This is a genomic window from Mesorhizobium sp. M2A.F.Ca.ET.043.05.1.1, from assembly GCF_003952445.1.
Classification (GTDB): Bacteria; Pseudomonadota; Alphaproteobacteria; order Rhizobiales; family Rhizobiaceae; genus Mesorhizobium.
Genome location: NZ_CP034446.1, coordinates 3,628,179 through 3,644,625, shown reverse-complemented (window position 1 = coordinate 3,644,625; position 16,447 = coordinate 3,628,179). Strand labels below are relative to the sequence as shown.

15 protein-coding genes and 1 pseudogene are annotated in these 16,447 nt (G+C 63.3%); 7 read left to right on the top strand and 9 right to left on the bottom strand.

The window, feature by feature from the left end:
- Window position 1 precedes the first annotated feature (1 nt).
- Window positions 2-853 (top strand): aromatic ring-hydroxylating dioxygenase subunit alpha, encoded by an 852-nt coding sequence (locus tag EJ069_RS17870; protein WP_126064778.1) that lies wholly within the window; start codon window positions 2-4, stop codon window positions 851-853.
- 27 nt (window positions 854-880) lie between these two features.
- Window positions 881-2,260 carry a guanine deaminase gene (gene guaD / locus EJ069_RS17865; protein ID WP_126062429.1) on the top strand — a complete coding sequence of 460 codons (1,380 nt, stop codon included), beginning with the start codon at window positions 881-883 and terminating at the stop codon, window positions 2,258-2,260.
- A 128-nt stretch (window positions 2,261-2,388) separates the two neighbouring features.
- On the opposite strand, the pseudogene EJ069_RS33330 reads toward guaD, so the two are convergent.
- The 7 genes and pseudogenes from EJ069_RS33330 to EJ069_RS17830 all read right to left on the bottom strand — a co-directional run.
- Window positions 2,389-2,484 (bottom strand): annotated as a pseudogene (locus tag EJ069_RS33330) (NADP oxidoreductase coenzyme); the annotation flags it as partial.
- Entirely contained in the window at window positions 2,481-3,215 is a 735-nt protein-coding gene (locus EJ069_RS17855) for a ribonuclease activity regulator RraA (protein ID WP_126062428.1), read from the bottom strand. The pseudogene EJ069_RS33330 and the gene EJ069_RS17855, both read right to left, overlap by 4 nt.
- Before the next feature lie 24 nt (window positions 3,216-3,239).
- Window positions 3,240-4,403, bottom strand: coding sequence for a mandelate racemase/muconate lactonizing enzyme family protein (locus EJ069_RS17850; protein ID WP_126062427.1), 1,164 nt, complete (start codon window positions 4,401-4,403; stop codon window positions 3,240-3,242).
- Window positions 4,404-4,431: 28 nt separating this feature from the next.
- Window positions 4,432-5,529 carry an ABC transporter ATP-binding protein gene (locus EJ069_RS17845; RefSeq protein WP_126062426.1) on the bottom strand — a complete coding sequence of 366 codons (1,098 nt, stop codon included), beginning with the start codon at window positions 5,527-5,529 and terminating at the stop codon, window positions 4,432-4,434.
- 10 nt (window positions 5,530-5,539) lie between these two features.
- Complete coding sequence (locus EJ069_RS17840; protein WP_126062425.1) at window positions 5,540-6,430, bottom strand: carbohydrate ABC transporter permease; 891 nt, start codon at window positions 6,428-6,430, stop codon at window positions 5,540-5,542.
- A complete protein-coding gene (locus tag EJ069_RS17835) occupies window positions 6,427-7,386 on the bottom strand; it encodes a sugar ABC transporter permease (RefSeq protein ID WP_126062424.1) in 960 nt (319 codons plus the stop codon). The genes EJ069_RS17840 and EJ069_RS17835 overlap by 4 nt, the downstream gene beginning before the upstream one ends.
- Before the next feature lie 77 nt (window positions 7,387-7,463).
- Entirely contained in the window at window positions 7,464-8,945 is a 1,482-nt protein-coding gene (locus EJ069_RS17830; RefSeq protein WP_126062423.1) for a sugar ABC transporter substrate-binding protein, read from the bottom strand.
- Between the two features lie 217 nt (window positions 8,946-9,162).
- Between EJ069_RS17830 and EJ069_RS17825 the strand changes: the two genes are divergently transcribed.
- The 5 genes from EJ069_RS17825 (at window position 9,163) to EJ069_RS17805 (ending at window position 14,140) form a co-directional block, all read left to right on the top strand.
- Window positions 9,163-9,873: a GntR family transcriptional regulator gene (locus EJ069_RS17825; RefSeq protein WP_126062422.1), complete on the top strand. Its 711-nt coding sequence runs from the start codon at window positions 9,163-9,165 to the stop codon at window positions 9,871-9,873.
- Between the two features lie 47 nt (window positions 9,874-9,920).
- Window positions 9,921-11,087, top strand: coding sequence for a mandelate racemase/muconate lactonizing enzyme family protein (locus EJ069_RS17820; RefSeq protein ID WP_126062421.1), 1,167 nt, complete (start codon window positions 9,921-9,923; stop codon window positions 11,085-11,087).
- Window positions 11,088-11,144: 57 nt separating this feature from the next.
- Entirely contained in the window at window positions 11,145-12,503 is a 1,359-nt protein-coding gene (locus EJ069_RS17815; protein ID WP_126062420.1) for a mandelate racemase/muconate lactonizing enzyme family protein, read from the top strand.
- Window positions 12,504-12,604: 101 nt separating this feature from the next.
- Window positions 12,605-12,931 (top strand): NIPSNAP family protein, encoded by a 327-nt coding sequence (locus EJ069_RS17810; protein ID WP_126062419.1) that lies wholly within the window; start codon window positions 12,605-12,607, stop codon window positions 12,929-12,931.
- Between the two features lie 9 nt (window positions 12,932-12,940).
- A complete protein-coding gene (locus tag EJ069_RS17805; RefSeq protein WP_126062418.1) occupies window positions 12,941-14,140 on the top strand; it encodes a mandelate racemase/muconate lactonizing enzyme family protein in 1,200 nt (399 codons plus the stop codon).
- A gap of 56 nt (window positions 14,141-14,196) precedes the next feature.
- On the opposite strand, the gene EJ069_RS17800 is transcribed toward EJ069_RS17805, so the two are convergent.
- Together EJ069_RS17800 and EJ069_RS17795 are read right to left on the bottom strand one after the other, a co-directional pair.
- The gene (locus EJ069_RS17800; protein ID WP_126062417.1) at window positions 14,197-15,081 is read right to left on the bottom strand and encodes an NAD(P)-dependent oxidoreductase; all 885 of its coding nucleotides are present in this window, start codon (window positions 15,079-15,081) and stop codon (window positions 14,197-14,199) included.
- Between the two features lie 59 nt (window positions 15,082-15,140).
- The gene (locus EJ069_RS17795) at window positions 15,141-16,298 is read right to left on the bottom strand and encodes a mandelate racemase/muconate lactonizing enzyme family protein (protein ID WP_126062416.1); all 1,158 of its coding nucleotides are present in this window, start codon (window positions 16,296-16,298) and stop codon (window positions 15,141-15,143) included.
- Between the last annotated feature and the right edge of the window lie 149 nt (window positions 16,299-16,447).

Here is a 16,447-nt window from a genome sequence, read left to right as displayed (position 1 = left end):
CATGCAAGCCGAGAAGGCTGCTCTCGACCAATGGTACTGCATAGAGGCGCTGGACGACATTCCGGTCGGCGCGATGCACAACAGGTTGCTGGGCGTCGATCTCAGCGTCAGCCGCGATGCCGGCGGCAAGTTTACCGTCACGCGCGCGGGCGACAGCGAGGCTTTGCCGATACGCGAACGCTACGGCTATTTGTGGGTGACGCTCGGCGCGCCCGAACGCGACGTCCTGCCGATCCCGGAGACGCAAGAGGACGACCGGCGCTGGGTGATCTGCGGCGCGGTCTCGGTCAGGGCCTCGGGGCTCAGGATCGTCGAGAACTTCCTCGACATGGCGCATTTCCCCTTCGTCCACACCGACATCCTCGGCGCCGAGCCGCACACGGAGGTGCGGCACTACACGACAGAGATCCGTCGCGACGTCGACGAGGTCTGGGCGACCAATTGCGAGTTCTTCCAGCCGCAGGCGGCGCTGTCCGCGACCGGAGGCATCATGACGCAGTACATGTACCGCGTCGCCAATCCGTTCGCGGTCATGCTCTACAAGACATGCCCGAACTCGGCGAACCGCTGGGACGTCATCTGCCTGTTCGTCCAGCCGGTCGAGCCGGACCGCTGCCGGGCTCATCCGGTGATGTTCCTGATCGATGACGTCTCGACTACGGCAGCGCTCGTCCAGTTCCAGCAGCTCATCTTCCTGCAGGACCGGATCATTTTGGAGAACCAGCGGCCGCGGCTTCTGCCGCTCGAGCCTCGCGCCGAAATCCCCACCCGCGCGGATGCCTCCTCGGTGGCCTACCGCCGCTGGCTGAAGGAAAAGGGCATCGTCTACGGCACCACGGCCATGGCCGCCTGAGCGGCAGCCTGGCCGCGCGAAGGCAACATGACCGACCTCAAGGGCAAGACATTGCTCGCCTCCGGCTTCCACGCGCCGGAGCGCGGCAGCATAGACGAGCTTCGCGACGCGCTGATCGCGGTTCGCGAGGACGGCGTCATCGCCTCCGTGCTGAGGCCGGGCGACGAAGCCTATGAGGCCGCTGTCAGCGCGGCGGCCGGAGCGGGAACGCTTGTCCGGCTGCCGAAGGGCCATTATCTGCTGCCTGGGCTTGTCGACCTGCACGTGCACGCGCCGCAATACCCGCAGCTCGGCCGGGCGCTCGACGTGCCGCTGGAGGTCTGGCTGCACAAATACACCTTTCCGCTTGAGGCGCGTTACGCCGACGTCGCGTTTGCCCGGCGCAATTACGGCCTGCTGGTCGACGACCTGCTCGCCAACGGCACGACGACCGCGCTCTATTTCGCCACCATCCACCGCGACGCGACCCGCGTCCTCGTCGATGCCTGCCTCGAGCGCGGCCAGCGCGCCCTGGTCGGCAAGGTGGTCATGGACAACGCCGACCAGTGCCCCGACTACTATCGCGACGCCTCCGCGCAAGCGGCGGTCGACGGCGCGGCCGAGCTGATCGACTATGTCCGCGCGCATCCGGACAACGGGCACGGCCTGGTCAGTCCGGTGGTGACACCGCGCTTCATCCCCTCCTGCACGGATGCCTCGCTCGTCGAGTTGGGAGCGCTCGCGAAGAGCTGCGGCTGCCATGTGCAGACGCATTGCTCGGAGAGCGACTGGGAGCATGGCTACGTGCTGGAGCGGTACGGGGTGACCGACACCGCCGCCCTCGATCGGTTCGGGCTGCTTGGCCGATTGAGCGTGCTCGCCCATGCCAACTTCATCACGCCGGACGACATGGACACGATCCGGGTGCGCTGTTCGGCGGTCGCCCACTGCCCGCTCTCCAACGCCTACTTCGCCAATGCGGTCTTTCCGCTGAAGGCAGCGCTGGAGAAGGGGCTCAATGTCGGGCTCGGAACCGACATTTCGGGCGGGCCGAGCGCCTCGCTCTTCGACGCAATGCGCGGCGCGGTCATGGCATCGCGCATGCTGGAGGCCGGCACCGACCCCGACGTGCCGCCGGAAAGGCGGAGCAGCCGGAGGGCCGCGCGGATCGATTTCCGCGACGCCTTCCACCTCGCAACCGCCGCGGGCGGGACCGCGCTCGACCTGCCGGTCGGGCAGTTCGCGGCAGGCTACCATTTCGATGCCTTCGTCATCGACACCGAAGCCGTGGGCGGCACGATAAGGCTACAGGAAGATCTCGACCGCGGCGAAGCCATCCTGCAGAAGATCGTCTACACTGCGTCCAGGACGAACATCGCAACCGTCTGGGTAGGCGGCCGCGCTGTGGCCGGCCGGTTTCCTTCGTAGGCATTATTTCAATGCTGTGGCCAATGTCGGATGGAATGGATGCCCAATCCACCCTGTTGGTCCAATGGGTTACAAGACGTTAGCGCGCGCGACCATTTCACGGCGTCGATCACACGGTCGCGGACCGATCACTGCACCTTCTTGAACAGATCCTGGAAGATGACTTGGCCCCAAGCGCGGCCACATCCCTGCACCAGCGCTCCGCCCTCGTTGAGCTTTCCTAACCCCTCGTTTTGCGCCACGCCTCATACTCTCCGCGGGCATCATCGTGCAGCGGATAATAGCGCTGCAAGGGCGCGCCCTGCATGAGCTTCTCTCGGGAAAACTCTTCCCAGTCATGATGCTTCTGCGCCTCCTCGATCACCATGGGCGCCATCGAGACGGGAACCACCACGGCGCCGTCATCGTCGGCGACGATGATGTCGCCGGGGATGACGGTGACGCCGCCGCAGGCGATCGGAACGTTGACGGCATTGGGATAGATGCTGGTCTGGACATGATAGTTGGGCGTCCAGCCGCGCAGCCACAGCGGCAGGTCGAGCTTTTCGACATTGGGCCGGTCGCGCATGCATCCGTCGACGACGATGCCCGCGCCGCCCCGGCCCTTGAAATAGGTTGACATCATGTCGCCGAAGACGCCCGATCTCATGTCGCCGCGCGCGTCGACCACGACCACGTCGCCCTCCTGCGCGTGGTAGAGCACATGCCGGTGCAACTGCGTTTCCGGATCGGCATATTCGCCTTCGTTGAAGAGGTCCGGCCGCTGCGGCAGGAACTGCAGCGTGAGCGCCGGCCCGACGATCGACTTGCCGTGGTTCTGCGCCACCGGGCCGACCATGTGCGGACTGCGGAAGCCCATATGGCCGAGCGTGCCGGCAACTGTCGCGGCGCCGATCTCCTTCAGCGCTTCGATCAGATCCTTGGGCGGCCGCTTGATGTCGGGTGTATGCGTCATTGTCGAACTCCGGGTGAGATGGAATTACCAGTTGGTGACGGAACCGTCGTGGCGCTTGAGATGCGGCGCTTCCCAGAAGCGAAAGCTCTGCGCCTGGATCGCCGCCTCGTTGACCTCGACGCCCAGCCCCGGCAGGTCGCCGACCGGGTAATGGGTGCCGTCAAGCCGCGGTTGCACCGGAAAGAACTCGGAATTGTCGAAGCCCAGCTTCCTTTCGGGCACCCTGGTTTCGAGCCAGGCGAAGTTGGGCACCGCGGCGCCCAGATGGATGGTCGCGGCCGTGCACACCGGGCCAAGCGGATTGTGCGGCATCAGGTCGACATAATGCGCCTCGCTCCAGCCGGCGACCTTCATCGCCTCGGTGAGACCGCCGACATTGCACACATCGAGCCGGTTGAATTGGTGGATGCCGCGTTCGATGTAGGGCAGGAACTGCCACTTGCTGGCAAACTCCTCGCCGATAGCGAAGGGGATGTCGGTCATCCTGCGCAGGCTCTCATAGGCCTCCGGCGTCTCGTCGCGGATCGGCTCCTCGAGAAAATCGAGCACGCCGCGGCCGAGCTTGTTGCAGAAGCTCGCCGCTTCGGCCACCGACAGCCGATGATGATAGTCGATGCCGAGCACCACGCCCTCACCCAGCGCCTCGCGCGCCTTGTTCAGCATGCTCGCGGTGGTACCGATCGACTCGCGCGGCTCGAAAATGTCCCTGCTGCTTTGCCCGGTTGGGAAGAAGCGGATCGCCTGCCATCCTTCGGCACGGAGTTCGCGCGCTCGTTCGATGGCGGCGTCGCCCTCGGCCTCGTCTCCGGTCGAGGCGAAGGTGGGAATGCGGTCGCGCTGCTTGCCGCCGAGCAGCTCGTGGACCGGCACGCCCAGCGCCTTGCCCTTGATGTCGTGAAGCGCGATGTCGATGGCGGAGATCGCCGCCTGCAGGACCCGCCCGCCTTCGAAATACTGGCTGCGATAGAGTTCCTGCCAGATCCGGCCGATCTGCATGGCGTCGCGGCCGATGAGAAATTCGCGATAGTGCTCGACCGCTCCGGCCACGGCCTTCTCGCGACCGCTCAGGCCGCTCTCGCCCCAGCCGAAGATACCCTGGTCGGTCTCGACCTTGACGAGCATCTGGTTACGGGTCCCCACCCACACCGGGTAGGGCTTGATCGCGGTGATCTTCATCGTCGTCGTCACTCCCCCCTTGTCCCATGCATTCGCCGTCTCAACTGGCCTCGAGCGCCATTTCCGTTTCGCTGTCGAACAGGTGCATGCGCTCCTGGTCGAACTCCAGCCAGATCTGCTCGTCGGGTGCGACGGCGACGTTGGGGGGCACGCTGATATTGACGATGGCGCCGGAGAGGAACGCCTGCACGAAGGTGACGTCTCCGGTCGGCTCCACCGTATAGGCCTTGGCCGGAATCGCGCCGGGAACCGCGCTTTTGTGCAGCTTGATCGTCGAATGTCGCGCGCCGAGCACGACCTTCCTGGTGGTCGCTTTCTGGACCTTGCGCGCATTGCGTTGCGACAGCTCAAGACTCCAGCCTTCCGCGCTCGTCAGAACGGCGCCGCCATTTGCCGTCGACGCCTCCAGCGGGATAAGGCTCATCGCCGGGCTGCCGACGAAGCTCGCGACGAACATGTTGGCGGGATGGGCGAAAACCTGCGCCGGCGAATCATATTGCTGCAGGTAGCCGCCGTTCATCACCGCCATCCTGTCAGCCATGGTCACGGCCTCGAGCTGGTCGTGCGTCACATAGATGATTGTTGCCTTGAGGTCCTGGTGGAACCGCTTGATCTCGGATCGCATCTGCACGCGCAGCTTGGCGTCCAGATTGGAGAGCGGCTCGTCCATCAGGAACACCGCCGGATCGCGCACGAGGGCGCGGCCGAGCGCCACGCGCTGCTGTTGTCCGCCTGAAAGCTCGCGCGGCTTGCGTTCGAGCAGCTGCGTCATGTCGAGCACCCGCGCTGCTTCCCGCACCTTCCTGTCGATCTCCTCCTTGGGCAGCTTGCGCATCTGCAGCGGGAAGGCGAGGTTCATATAGACCGACTTTTGCGGATAGAGCGCGTAGTTCTGGAACACCATGGCGATGTCCCGGTCCTTGGGATCGAGCTCGTTGACCACCCGGTCGCCGATGACGATGTCGCCCGATGTGACGGTGGTCAGGCCCGCGACGAGATTGAGCGTGGTCGTCTTGCCGCAGCCGGAGGGCCCGACCAGCGCGACGAACTCGCCGTCATTGATTGTCAGCGAAACGTCGTTGACGGCTTTGAAGCTGCCATAGGTCTTAACGAGATCTTTGAGGACCACGTGGGCCATCTGAAACTCCCTAGTGCTTGACCGCGCCCTCGGTGAGGGCGCGCACGAAGTATCGTTGCAGGAGGAGGAACAGCACCACGACGGGCACGCTCATCATGAAGCTGGCCGCCATCAGGCCAGGAAAGTCCGTGGTGTTCTCCGAGAAGAAGCGCTGGATGCCGACGGGCAGCGTCAGCTGTTCGTTCTTGGAGAGGAAGGTGTAGGCGTAGATGTATTCGTTCCACGCGCCGATGAAGGAATAGATCGCGGTGGCGATGATGCCCGGCGTCGAGAGCGGCATCACGATCAGCATGAAGGCCTGGAACCGCGTTGCGCCGTCGATGCGCGCCGCCTGCTCGAGCTGCACCGGGATGTTGTCGTAAAACCCCTTCAACAGCCAGATCGCCAGCGGCAGCCCAAAGGTGAGGTAGGTGAGAACAAGCGACCCATGTGTGTTCACCAGTCCGATCGCGCGCATCAGGATGAAGAGCGGCACCAGGAAGATCACCGCCGGGAACATGTTGCGAAGCAGGACGGCGAAGAACAGGAAGTTGCGGCCCGGGAATGTGAAGCGCGAGAACGCGTAGGCCGCCGGAACCGCCACGATCACCGAAAGGATGGTCGTGGCGGTCGAGACGATGAGACTGTTCCAGAAGAAGCGCAGGAAATCCTGGCCGACGCTGTTCTGCGGATCGAGCAGTTTCTGGTAGCTGTCGAGTGTAGGTTGGTCAGGCCACCATTGCGGAGGAAACTGCATCGCCGCGAAGCCGGACTTGATCGAGGTGAGCAGCATCCAGATCATCGGCAAGGCGGTGTAAAGCAGCATGAACAGCAGAAAGGCGCGCCCGCCCCATCGCCATCCGTCGATCCGCACGCGGCGGACGGACCGGCCCCGTGAGATTGTCTCGGAAACCGTGCTCATGCGCTGCCGTCCTTCCGCTCGTTGCCGCTCAGCGCGCGGACATAGAAGTAGCCGAGCGTCATCAGGATGATGAACAGAAGCACCGAATAGGCCGATGCCACGCCCCAGCGCTGGCGGCCGAAGGCAAGCTCGTAGATGTGGGTGATCCAGATGTGCGAAGCATTGGACGGACCGCCGCCGGTCATGATCCAGGGGATGATGAAGGAGTTGAAGTTGGCGACCGCGAGCAGCAGGATCGTCACCGTCGAGACATTGCGCAAATGCGGGAAGGTGACGTGCCAGAAGCGTTGCCACGCATTCGCCCCATCGACTTTCGCGGCGCGCAGCAACTGCTCGGGCACGGTCTGCAGGCCGGCCGTCATCATGATCATGGCGAAAGGGAACTCGCGCCAGATGTTGACGACGATCAGCGAGGGCAGCACCGTTGAGACGCTGTCGATGAAATTCGGCGGTCGCTCGGCCCATCCGAGCTCGACCAGTATCGCGCCGATGATGCCGAAATCCGAATGGTAGATCCACTTCCAGATATAGGAGGCGGCGACGGCGCTGATGACCCAGGGAATGATGAGAATGGCGCGCAGGACGCCGCGACCGGCAAAGTCGCGATGCAGCGCCAGCGCGGCGGCAAAGCCGAGCACGAAGGAAAAGAAAGTGGATGCGACTGTCCAGATCAGGGTGTTGAAGGTGACCTGCCAGAACACCCCGCTGGTCAGGATGGCCGTGTAGTTGTTGAAACCGACGAAGATCTTGTCGCGAAGCTGCAGGCCGGGCGGCGTGTTGAAGAAGGACAATTCGATCGTGTAATAGATCGGATAGGCGATGACGATGAGCATCACGGCAATCGCCGGAAGCACGTAGGCATAATCGGCGCGATGCTCCCACATCTTGCGGAGCACATCGGACCTGGCGGATTGCAGTCTTCGGCGAGCCTCGGCCTTGCCGCTCACGATCGTCACTTTGGCGTGCCCTTGTTCATCGGAACGAACCGGCTGCGCTGTCGGCGCAACCGGTAAGATCGCAGGTCAGGCTGGTGCTAGAGTCCGCCGCCCATCAGGTCTTTCACCTTCTTGGCCGCGTCGTCCGCCGCCTGGTCGACGGTCATCGCTCCGGTCAGGGCATTCTGCAGCATGTCCGGGACGATGATGTTCATGATCTCGGGCGATTGCGGCAGGGCCGGGAACGGAATGCCGTATGGCAGCATCGACGTCGTGACATCGAGGAACTTGATGCTGTCCAGACGCTCCTTCATCCATTTGGTCTTGAAGCCGTTGAGGTTGCCGGGGTTCGAGCCGGCATAGGCCATCTTCAGCGACCATTCGGGGCTCGTCCACATGCAGATGATGGCCTTCGCCGCCGGCTCGTCCACCTTGCCGCCCTCGACATATTCGGGCTTCAGGATGTGGATGTTCGAGCCGCCGAAGACGACGGCGCGCTTGCCGTCGGGACCGGTCGGAATGAGCCCGTAGCGCATATTGTCGATGACGGTCTGCGCCTTGTCCTTGTCGGTGCCCGTCGCCTTCTTCTGCAGGTCGAGCATGACGTTGTAGTCGGACGGATGCGAGATCATCATGCCGAGCTGGCCGGCCAGGAACAGCGGCTGGTTGTCGGCCTGCTGGTTGGTGAGCGCCGAAACCGGAACCGACTTGTCGCGGACATACATGTCGTAGGAAGCCTGCAGCGCCGCCTTGCTCTGCGGGCTGTTGAGCAGGACTTCCTTGTAGGTTGGGTTGGGTGCCGCTTCGTCGAACACGCCGCCGCCATAGGCCCATAGCTGCGGCATGAAGCGGTAGGGCGTGTTGCCGGCATTCTTGCGCGCCACGAGGCCGTAGCCGGCGATGCCGAGCTTGTCGTGGATCTGCTTCGAGTATTTGACGACGTCGTCCCAGGTTGCCGGTGGCTTGTTCGGATCGAGACCCGCGCGCTTGAAGATGTCGGCGTTCCAGATGAACGCCATCGTCTCGTTGTTGGTCGGAATGCCGTAGGTCACGCCGTCCCAGGTCACGGCTTTCATGGCGCCGGGCCAGAAATCCTCGGTCGAATAGCCGACGTCCTCGGGTTTCAGCGGCTGCAGATAGCCCTTCGAGGCGAACTCGGTTCCACCCAGGATTTGCAGGCGGACCGCCATCGGCGCCGCGTTGCCGAGGAGCGCGGTGCGGAACTTGTCGAGCAGGTCGTTATAGGTGAGGGCCTGTTCCTCGAGCTGGATGTTCGGGTAGGTCTTGCGGAAGGTTGCGAAGAAATCCTTGTAGTACTGGCGCAGGAGGTCGGGGTCGCCCTCGAACACGCCCTGATACCAGAAAGTCAGTCGCCCCTTGTAGTCGAGCGGGGTGACCTTGGCGCAATCGCCGGCTGTGTCGAAATCCTGCGTGCCGGCAATCGAGCGCACATATTCCGGCGACCACTTGCTCAGGTCGACCGGGGGCGCGGCAAGCGCCGAACCGGACATCAGCGATATCGTCAAAGCAGTGGAAACAGCGCCGCGCAAAACGGCACCGCCGACTGTGATCCTCCTCATAGGTCTCCTCCCAGGTTCTCCTATGCCGCTCTGCGCCTAGGCAAGCGGTCCTTCGTCGCTTCGATCGCGGGGATATTCCTCCACCCTAATGTATCCCTTCGATCACTTTATACGTTTTCAGATCGCAGAATAGCTGTCAACGCAACAAATCGTACATTGTTTGTCGAAGGTGTGCGTGATATCGGTCGGATCGTGTATTGGACTAAGGGGGACGGCGATGGCGGAAACGAGCGATTTCAAAGCGGAGCCACCCGAGGGGATTGACGCTCTCGGGGCATCGAGCGAGGGCGCCTCGCTTTACGAGCAGATAAGGGAGGACATCATCGAGGGACGGCTGGCTGCCAACGAGCGGCTCGTGGTCACCGATCTCGCCCGCCGCCACGGCACCTCGACCAATCCCGTGCGCGAGGCGCTGCAGCTCTTGCGCGGCGAGGGCTTCGTCACCTTCGTTCCCAACCGGGGCGCCCGCGTTCGGCCCATAGATCAGGATTTCGTGCGCGATATCTACGAGATCGGCGTTCTCATCGAGCCCGCCCTGACGCGCTGGTTCGTGGGAATGGCGACCGAGGAGGACATCGCCGAGCTCGAACGCCTCCAGGGCCTGATCGAAGAGAACAACTTCGCCGACACGTTCAGGCACAGCGAGCTGGATACCGCCTTCCACACCGTGATGTACCAGCGGCACTACAACCGCCACGCCGCCGAACTCTGGTGGAAGCACCGCGAGGTGCTGCGGGCGGTCAGCCGTCGTTTCAATTTCACGCTTGCCCGCCGCGCCGCGATCATCCGCGAGCACCGCGAGCTTATCTCGCTAGTCAAAGCTGGAGAGGCCGACAAGGCGGCCGAACTCATCGCTCGCCATGTTGAGGGCTCCGGCCGGCATGTCCTCGAACACATGCGCGCGCGCAGCGCCGCCCGGGCAGGGTAGCGGACCCGCAACATCGTCAGACTGGCCATTCAGGGAGGATAGTCCAGATGAAAATCACGAGTATTCGGCCATGGCTGGTCAAGTCAGACGCTTCCTATTGGGGAGAGTATTTGTTCGTCGAAGTGACGACCGACGACGGCGTCAGCGGCTGGGGCGAGATCACCACCACGACCAAGCTCGCCAACCGCGCGCTGTGCACGATCCTGCGCCAGATCGGGCTTGCCGTGGCAGGCGAGGATCCGGCGCGCATCGAGCATCTGTGGCACAAGGTCTTCCGCAGCTTCACCTATATGGGCAGCCGCGGCGCCGCCGTGGAATGCGTGAGCGCCATCGACATCGCGCTCTGGGATATCCGCGGCAAAGTTCTCGGCAAGCCGATCTATGAGCTGCTGGGCGGGCCGGTGCGCGATGAAATCTCGCTCTACACCCATCCCAACCAGGCCAAATTCACCAGCAAGGAAGCGGTGGTGCGCGAAATTCGCGACATCGTGGAATCCGGCCACACCGGGCTCAAATTCGACCCGTTCCCGCACCAGGGTCCCGGCGTCGATGGCGTGGCCCGCGAGAGGCGGGACGGCTATCTCGACGGCGGCATGACTCGCAAGGACGAGCGCGAAGCCGCCGAGCTCACGGCTCTCATCCGCGAGACGGCGGGGCCCGATGTCGACATCCTCATCGATGCGCATGGCCGCTTCGACGTTCCCACCGCCATCCGCCTCTGCCGCAGCCTCGAGGAGGCCGGCCAGATCGACTGGTTCGAGGAGCCATGCCCGCCGGAAAGCCTCAACGCGCTCAAGCAGGTGCGCGACAAGGTCAGCGCCCCCATCTCCTGGGGCGAGCGCGGCCACACGAAATGGGATTTCGTGCCGGTACTAGAGAACAAGCTCGCCGACTACATCATGCCCGACGTCACCTGGACCGGCGGCATCACCGAGCTCAAGAAGATCTCCGCCCTTTGCGAGGCCTATTACGTCCCGGTCTCGCCGCATGACGCCGCCGGGCCGATCAATGTGGTCGCGGGAGCGCAGGTGATGATGACCGTTCCCAACTTCTACAAGCTCGAAACCTCGGAGTGGGACCTCTCCAAATACGATCACCTCATCGACAAGCCGCTCGACGTGTCGAACGGCAACCTCAAGCTGACGTCGAAGCCGGGTCTCGGTGTCGAGATGAACCGCGACTATCTGCAGGCCCACGAGATCGAGCTGGGCTAGCACTGCTCAAAGCAGGCCCTGCGGGCGGGGCCACTCCCAGCGGAACGAGGACAGATCATGCCAAAAACGGATGGAGCCGACGAGGCTCTCGATCGCATCAACACGAATTCCAGGCCCTCCGAGCTGCGCATCACCGACATGCGGGTGGCCGAGATCGTCGGCGCGCCCTTCACTTCGGCGCTGCTCAAGATCTACACCAACCAGGGCATCGTCGGGCTCGGCGAGGTGCGCGACGGCGCCAGCGCCACCTTTGCGCTGATGCTGAAGAGCCGGCTGCTCGGCGAGAACCCCTGCGATATCGACCGCCTGTTCCGCCGTATCAAGCAGTTCGGCGGCCATGGGCGGCAGGGCGGCGGCGTCTCGGCGATCGAGATCGCGCTCTGGGATCTCGCCGGCAAGGCCTATGGCGTGCCGATCTATCAGATGCTCGGCGGCAAGTTTCGCGACCAGGTGCGCGTCTATTGCGATACGGACGCCGAGAAGCCGAGCGGCACCGAGACCGGCAAGCGCCTCAAGGCGCGCATGGAGCGCGGCTTCACCTTCCTCAAGATGGATCTGGGCCTGATGCAGATCGCCCACATTCCGGGCGCCGTGACGGCGCCCGCCGGCGCGCTTGAAGGGTTCCGCGCCAATCCGCGCGGCCGCGGCGGCACGCTCGAGGAGCGCAAGGCCCGCAATCTCGCCTACGATGCGCAGAACGTGCAGCACCCGTTCACGGGCCTGCATTTCACCGAGAAGGGCATCGACCTGCTGGAGCAATATATCCACGAGGTCCGCGAGGTCATCGGCTACGAGATTCCCTTGGCCATCGACCATGTCGGCCACATCTCGCTGCAGGACGGCATCCGCCTGTCGCGCCGTATCGAGAAATACGTGCCGGCATGGCTAGAAGACGTGATCCCCTGGCAGTACACCGAACAGTACCGGCAATTGCAGCAGGCGACCTCGGTGCCGATCTGCACCGGCGAGGACATCTATCTCAAGGAGGGCTTCGAGCCTCTGCTGAGGAGCGGCGGCCTCTCCGTTATCCATCCGGACCTGCTGACCAGCGGCGGCATCCTCGAGACCAAGAAGATCGGCGACATGGCGCAGGATCACGGCGTCGCCATGGCGATCCACATGGCCGAAAGCCCAATCGCGGCGATGGCCGCGGCGCATGTCGCGACCGCGACCGAAAACTTCATGGCGCTCGAATACCATTCCGCCGATGTCGACTGGTGGGACGATATCGTCACGGGCCTCCCCAAGCCGCTCGTCAAGGACGGCTTCATCACCGTGCCGGATAAGCCGGGGCTGGGGATCGACGACGTCGTCGACGAGGTGATCTCGAAGCATCTGCAGCCCGGTGTCACGGGGATATGGCAATCCACAGAGCATTGGGACAATGAACATAGCTGGGACCGGACCTGGAGTTAGCCCGGATCCCCGCTGTCATTCCCCAGGCTCGCAGTGCCACCGACCGACCATTCGTGTCGACCTCTCCCAAGTGAGAGGCGGAGAAAGAAACGGACGAAACCATGATCTACGAATTGCGTATCTATGACTGCCTGCCGGGCAGGCTGCCGGCTTTGCTCAAGCGCTTTTCCGAGCAAACGCTGGCCATCTGGGAGAGGCATGGCATCCGCCAAGCCGGGTTTTTCACCACGGTGATCGGCCAAAATAACAATCGCCTCACCTATTTCCTCGCCTGGGGATCGTTGGCTGAGCGCGAGGCGAAATGGACGGCTTTCGTCACCGATCCGGCGTGGCACAGGGCCCGGGACGAGTCTGAGCGCGACGGGCAGATCGTTGCCAATATCAGCAGCCAGCTGCTCACGCCGACAGCTTTCTCGTCTGTGAAATAGGACCGCGCCATGAAGATCACCGACCTGCGCTGCGCCGTCATCGGCAAGCACCCCATCGTCCGCGTCGTCACCGACGAGGGCCTCTATGGCCTGGGCGAGGTCGAATACACAAAGACCTATCTGAAACCCTTCGTGCTGCATTTCCGGGAGGCGCTGATCGGCGAGGACCCGACCGATGTCGAGCGCGTGATGCTGAAGATCCGCCAGCGCGGCTCGTTCAAGCCCTATGGCGCGGCGGTCAGCGCCATCGAGCATGCGCTGTGGGACATCGCCGGCAAGGCCGCGGGTGTGCCGGTCTACAAGCTGCTCGGCGGCAAGGTGCGCGACAAGGTGCGCGTCTATAACGGCTCGATCCGCCGCAAGCGTACGGGCGACCGGCCGGAGGACTACGCGGCCGACGTCAAATGGATGATGGAGCAGCCGCAGAACTTCTTCATGGTCAAGCAGGGCATCTCGTTCCACTCCAACATGAAGGACAGCGTCGAGGGTTTCCACTACGGCGTGACGCAGAAGAAGGCCGGCTATCACGGCGCGATGGATCAGGGCGTGATCAGCGAGCGCGGTTTCAATCACATGCTCGACTGCGTGGCGGCGATGAAGGAAGTGCTGGGCGACAAGGTCAGCCTGGCGCTCGACTGCGGCCCGGGCTGGATGCTGCCCGATGCGATCAGGTTCGCCCGGGCGGTCGAGAAGTACAATCTGATGTGGCTGGAGGACATGCTCACCGGCGATTATGTGCCGTGGGTCAATCCGCAGGCCTATCGGGAGCTGACCACCTCAACCTCGACACCGATCCATACCGGCGAGCAGATCTACCTGCGGCACAATTTCAAGGAACTGATCGAGACCCAGGCCGTGCGCGTCATCGGTCCCGATCCGGCCGACATAGGCGGCATTGCCGAGCTCAAATGGGTCGCCGAGCACGCCTGTATGCATTCGATCCTGATGGCGCCGCACGGCACCGCCAACGGCCTGCTCGGCCTGGGCGCGCTGATCAATGTCTGCGCCACCTTGCCCGCCAACTACATCGCCTTCGAATATCCGAGCGCCTCCGACCCTTGGTGGGAGGACCTGGTGATCGGCCTGCCCAAACAGATCGTGAGGGACAGCATGTTGGACTTGCTGGAGGCGCCGGGGCTCGGCCTCGATATCGATGCCGAGGCGGCGAGGAAATATCTCAAGGAAGAGGATGCGGGCTTCTTCGACTGACTTTGTCGCCGCTCGCCTTTGAGCGACAGGCATTGAGCTGACCCGCAAGGATCAGCTCATTGTGTCCGCCAGTCGTGCTCTTGCCGGAATCCGAGGACGTCGCGCAGCTTCCGGTTTGATATCGGTCCCTCGAATGCGTCCATGGTCCGAGTGACCGGTATGTCGGGCGCATGCTTCCTGAGAAACTCCGCCGTCGGCAATTCGGACACGATGTTGTCGTTGACGGCGTTGAATATCTGGAACCCCAAGCCGTCCTTCTCGACGCACAGGTCGACGATCTGGCCAAGATCGCGCGCGTCCATATAGGTCCAGGCGTCGCGTCGTCGCTTCGAGGGATCGGCCAGGAATTCCGGAAAGCGGGCATAGTCCTTCGGCTCCACGACGCCGCCAATCCGCAGCGCATAAATGTCGGCTCCCGTGCGGGAGGCGAAAGACCGCGCGATCTTCTCGCCCAGCAATTTGGAAAGGCCGTAGCTGTCGGTCGGATCGGCGTCGTGCTCCTCATCCACCGGGAACGAGGAGAAGTCGCGTTCGCCTTCGGCAAAGCAGATGCCGTAGACCGTTTCGCTGGAGGCCGTGACGATCTTGCGGATGCCGAGCTTGATGGCGGCTTCGATCACATTGTAGGTCGACTGCACATTGGCGGCGAACATGGCGTTGTCCGGCCGCAGGAATATCCGCGGCAGCGCCGCGAAATGGACGACGGCGTCGACCGGGGCGCGGCCCTTGCCGCCGAAATACTCGCTGAAGCCGAAATGCAGCGTCAGCGCATTGTAGGCTTCGCCCGCGTCCGCAAGGTTGGTGATGACGGTATCGACGCCGGGCGCATCCAGTGGCGTCAGGTCGAGGTTCAGAACCTGATGCCCGCGTTTCAGCAGATAAGGTATGACGTGCCGGCCGATCTTGCCGCTGCCGCCGGTGAAGACGATCCGCTTGCCCATGGCTTCCTCCCAGCGAATTTGTTTGATCGAGCAGCGAATCCCGGCCGGCCGGTCGTCCGCTATTCAAATATGCCGAAGCCGGGCACGGCGTGTTTGTGAACACCGTCCATGTTGAGCTCGACGCCGATGCCGGGCACATCAGGCACCGTGATGTGGCCGTCTTCGACGATGGACTTGGCGCCGTTCGGCAAGCGGACATAGCTGTCCCAGGCGTCGCGTTCCTCCAGCGCGTGCCATTCCAGCACCAGGAAGTTCGGAACGCTGGCGCAAACATGACATGTCGCCATCGTGCCCAGCGGCGTCGACACCAGATGCGGCGCGAAGGGCACGTAATACATCTCGGCGAGGTTGGCGATCTTGCGGCTTTCGGCAAGGCCGCCGCATTTCGGCACGTCGGGCATGACGACGTCGGCGCCGTAGTTCTGGAACAGCTCCCGAAAACCCCAGCGCAGATAGAGATTTTCGCCGACACAGATCGGCGTCTTGGTCCGCATGCGGATCTGCTTCAGGGCCTCGACATTTTCCGCGGGGATCGGTTCTTCGAGCCACAGAAGATTGAAGCGCTCCATCTCGGCGGCGATGCGGCTGGCGCTGAGCACGTCATAGCGCGCATGCAGGTCGATGCAGAGATCGATGTCGGGGCCGGCCGCTTCGCGCACTGCCGCAACGCGCTCGATCATGAAGCGCAGCTCGGCGCCGTTGATGGTGTGGTTCACCGCATCGAACTTGCCCGGATGGCGCAGATTATCGATGTCGAATTTCAGTGCCGTGAAACCTTCCGCAACCATGCGGCGGGCGCGGGCCGCGCATCCCTGCGGCGATCCCGATTCGTCGTCGCCGTCGCCGCAATCGGCATAGAGCCTAATGCGGTCGCGGAACTTGCCCCCGAACATTCGGTAAAGCGGCTGGCCGGCGGCTTTTGCCGCCACGTCCCACAGCGCCATTTCGAGCCCGGTGAGGGCGATGAGAAAGATGCCGGCCTGCGCGCCGGAGAAGACATGATCGCGGCGGATCTTGTCCCAGCAATATTCGACATTGCGCGGATCCTGGCCGATCAGCTCCGACTTCAGCTCCGAAATCAGACCGACGATTGCGGCCGCGCCTGCGTCGGGATTGGCCTCGCCATAGCCGGAGATGCCGGCGTCCGTATCGATCCGGATCAGGGTCGCCTTGCCGTGATAGGCGACGACGGCCGTTTTGATGTCCACGATCTTCATAGGATCCCTCTCCCCGTGATGACGCCACGCTTACAAGCGCAGATTTCTACCCATGGTAAACTTGTCTAATAAGCATACAAGAATGACCAATGTGCCGTAAACCCCCTTCGATGGATTTTGCATCGGCGGACGTTCGCAGGTGCCGCTGC

Bases quoted from the DNA above. Each gene is read 5' to 3' on its own strand.
- EJ069_RS17845 (WP_126062426.1), bottom strand. From the start codon at position 5,529: ATGGCCCACGTGGTCCTCAAAGATCTCGTTAAGACCTATGGCAGCTTC.
- EJ069_RS17830 (WP_126062423.1), bottom strand. From the start codon at position 8,945: ATGAGGAGGATCACAGTCGGCGGTGCCGTTTTGCGCGGCGCTGTTTCC.
- EJ069_RS17870 (WP_126064778.1), top strand. From the start codon at position 2: ATGCAAGCCGAGAAGGCTGCTCTCGACCAATGGTACTGCATAGAGGCG.
- EJ069_RS17840 (WP_126062425.1), bottom strand. From the start codon at position 6,430: ATGAGCACGGTTTCCGAGACAATCTCACGGGGCCGGTCCGTCCGCCGC.
- EJ069_RS17795 (WP_126062416.1), bottom strand. From the start codon at position 16,298: ATGAAGATCGTGGACATCAAAACGGCCGTCGTCGCCTATCACGGCAAG.
- EJ069_RS17810 (WP_126062419.1), top strand. From the start codon at position 12,605: ATGATCTACGAATTGCGTATCTATGACTGCCTGCCGGGCAGGCTGCCG.
- EJ069_RS17800 (WP_126062417.1), bottom strand. From the start codon at position 15,081: ATGGGCAAGCGGATCGTCTTCACCGGCGGCAGCGGCAAGATCGGCCGG.
- guaD (WP_126062429.1), top strand. From the start codon at position 881: ATGACCGACCTCAAGGGCAAGACATTGCTCGCCTCCGGCTTCCACGCG.
- EJ069_RS17815 (WP_126062420.1), top strand. From the start codon at position 11,145: ATGCCAAAAACGGATGGAGCCGACGAGGCTCTCGATCGCATCAACACG.
- EJ069_RS17825 (WP_126062422.1), top strand. From the start codon at position 9,163: ATGGCGGAAACGAGCGATTTCAAAGCGGAGCCACCCGAGGGGATTGAC.
- EJ069_RS17820 (WP_126062421.1), top strand. From the start codon at position 9,921: ATGAAAATCACGAGTATTCGGCCATGGCTGGTCAAGTCAGACGCTTCC.
- EJ069_RS17805 (WP_126062418.1), top strand. From the start codon at position 12,941: ATGAAGATCACCGACCTGCGCTGCGCCGTCATCGGCAAGCACCCCATC.
- EJ069_RS17855 (WP_126062428.1), bottom strand. From the start codon at position 3,215: ATGACGCATACACCCGACATCAAGCGGCCGCCCAAGGATCTGATCGAA.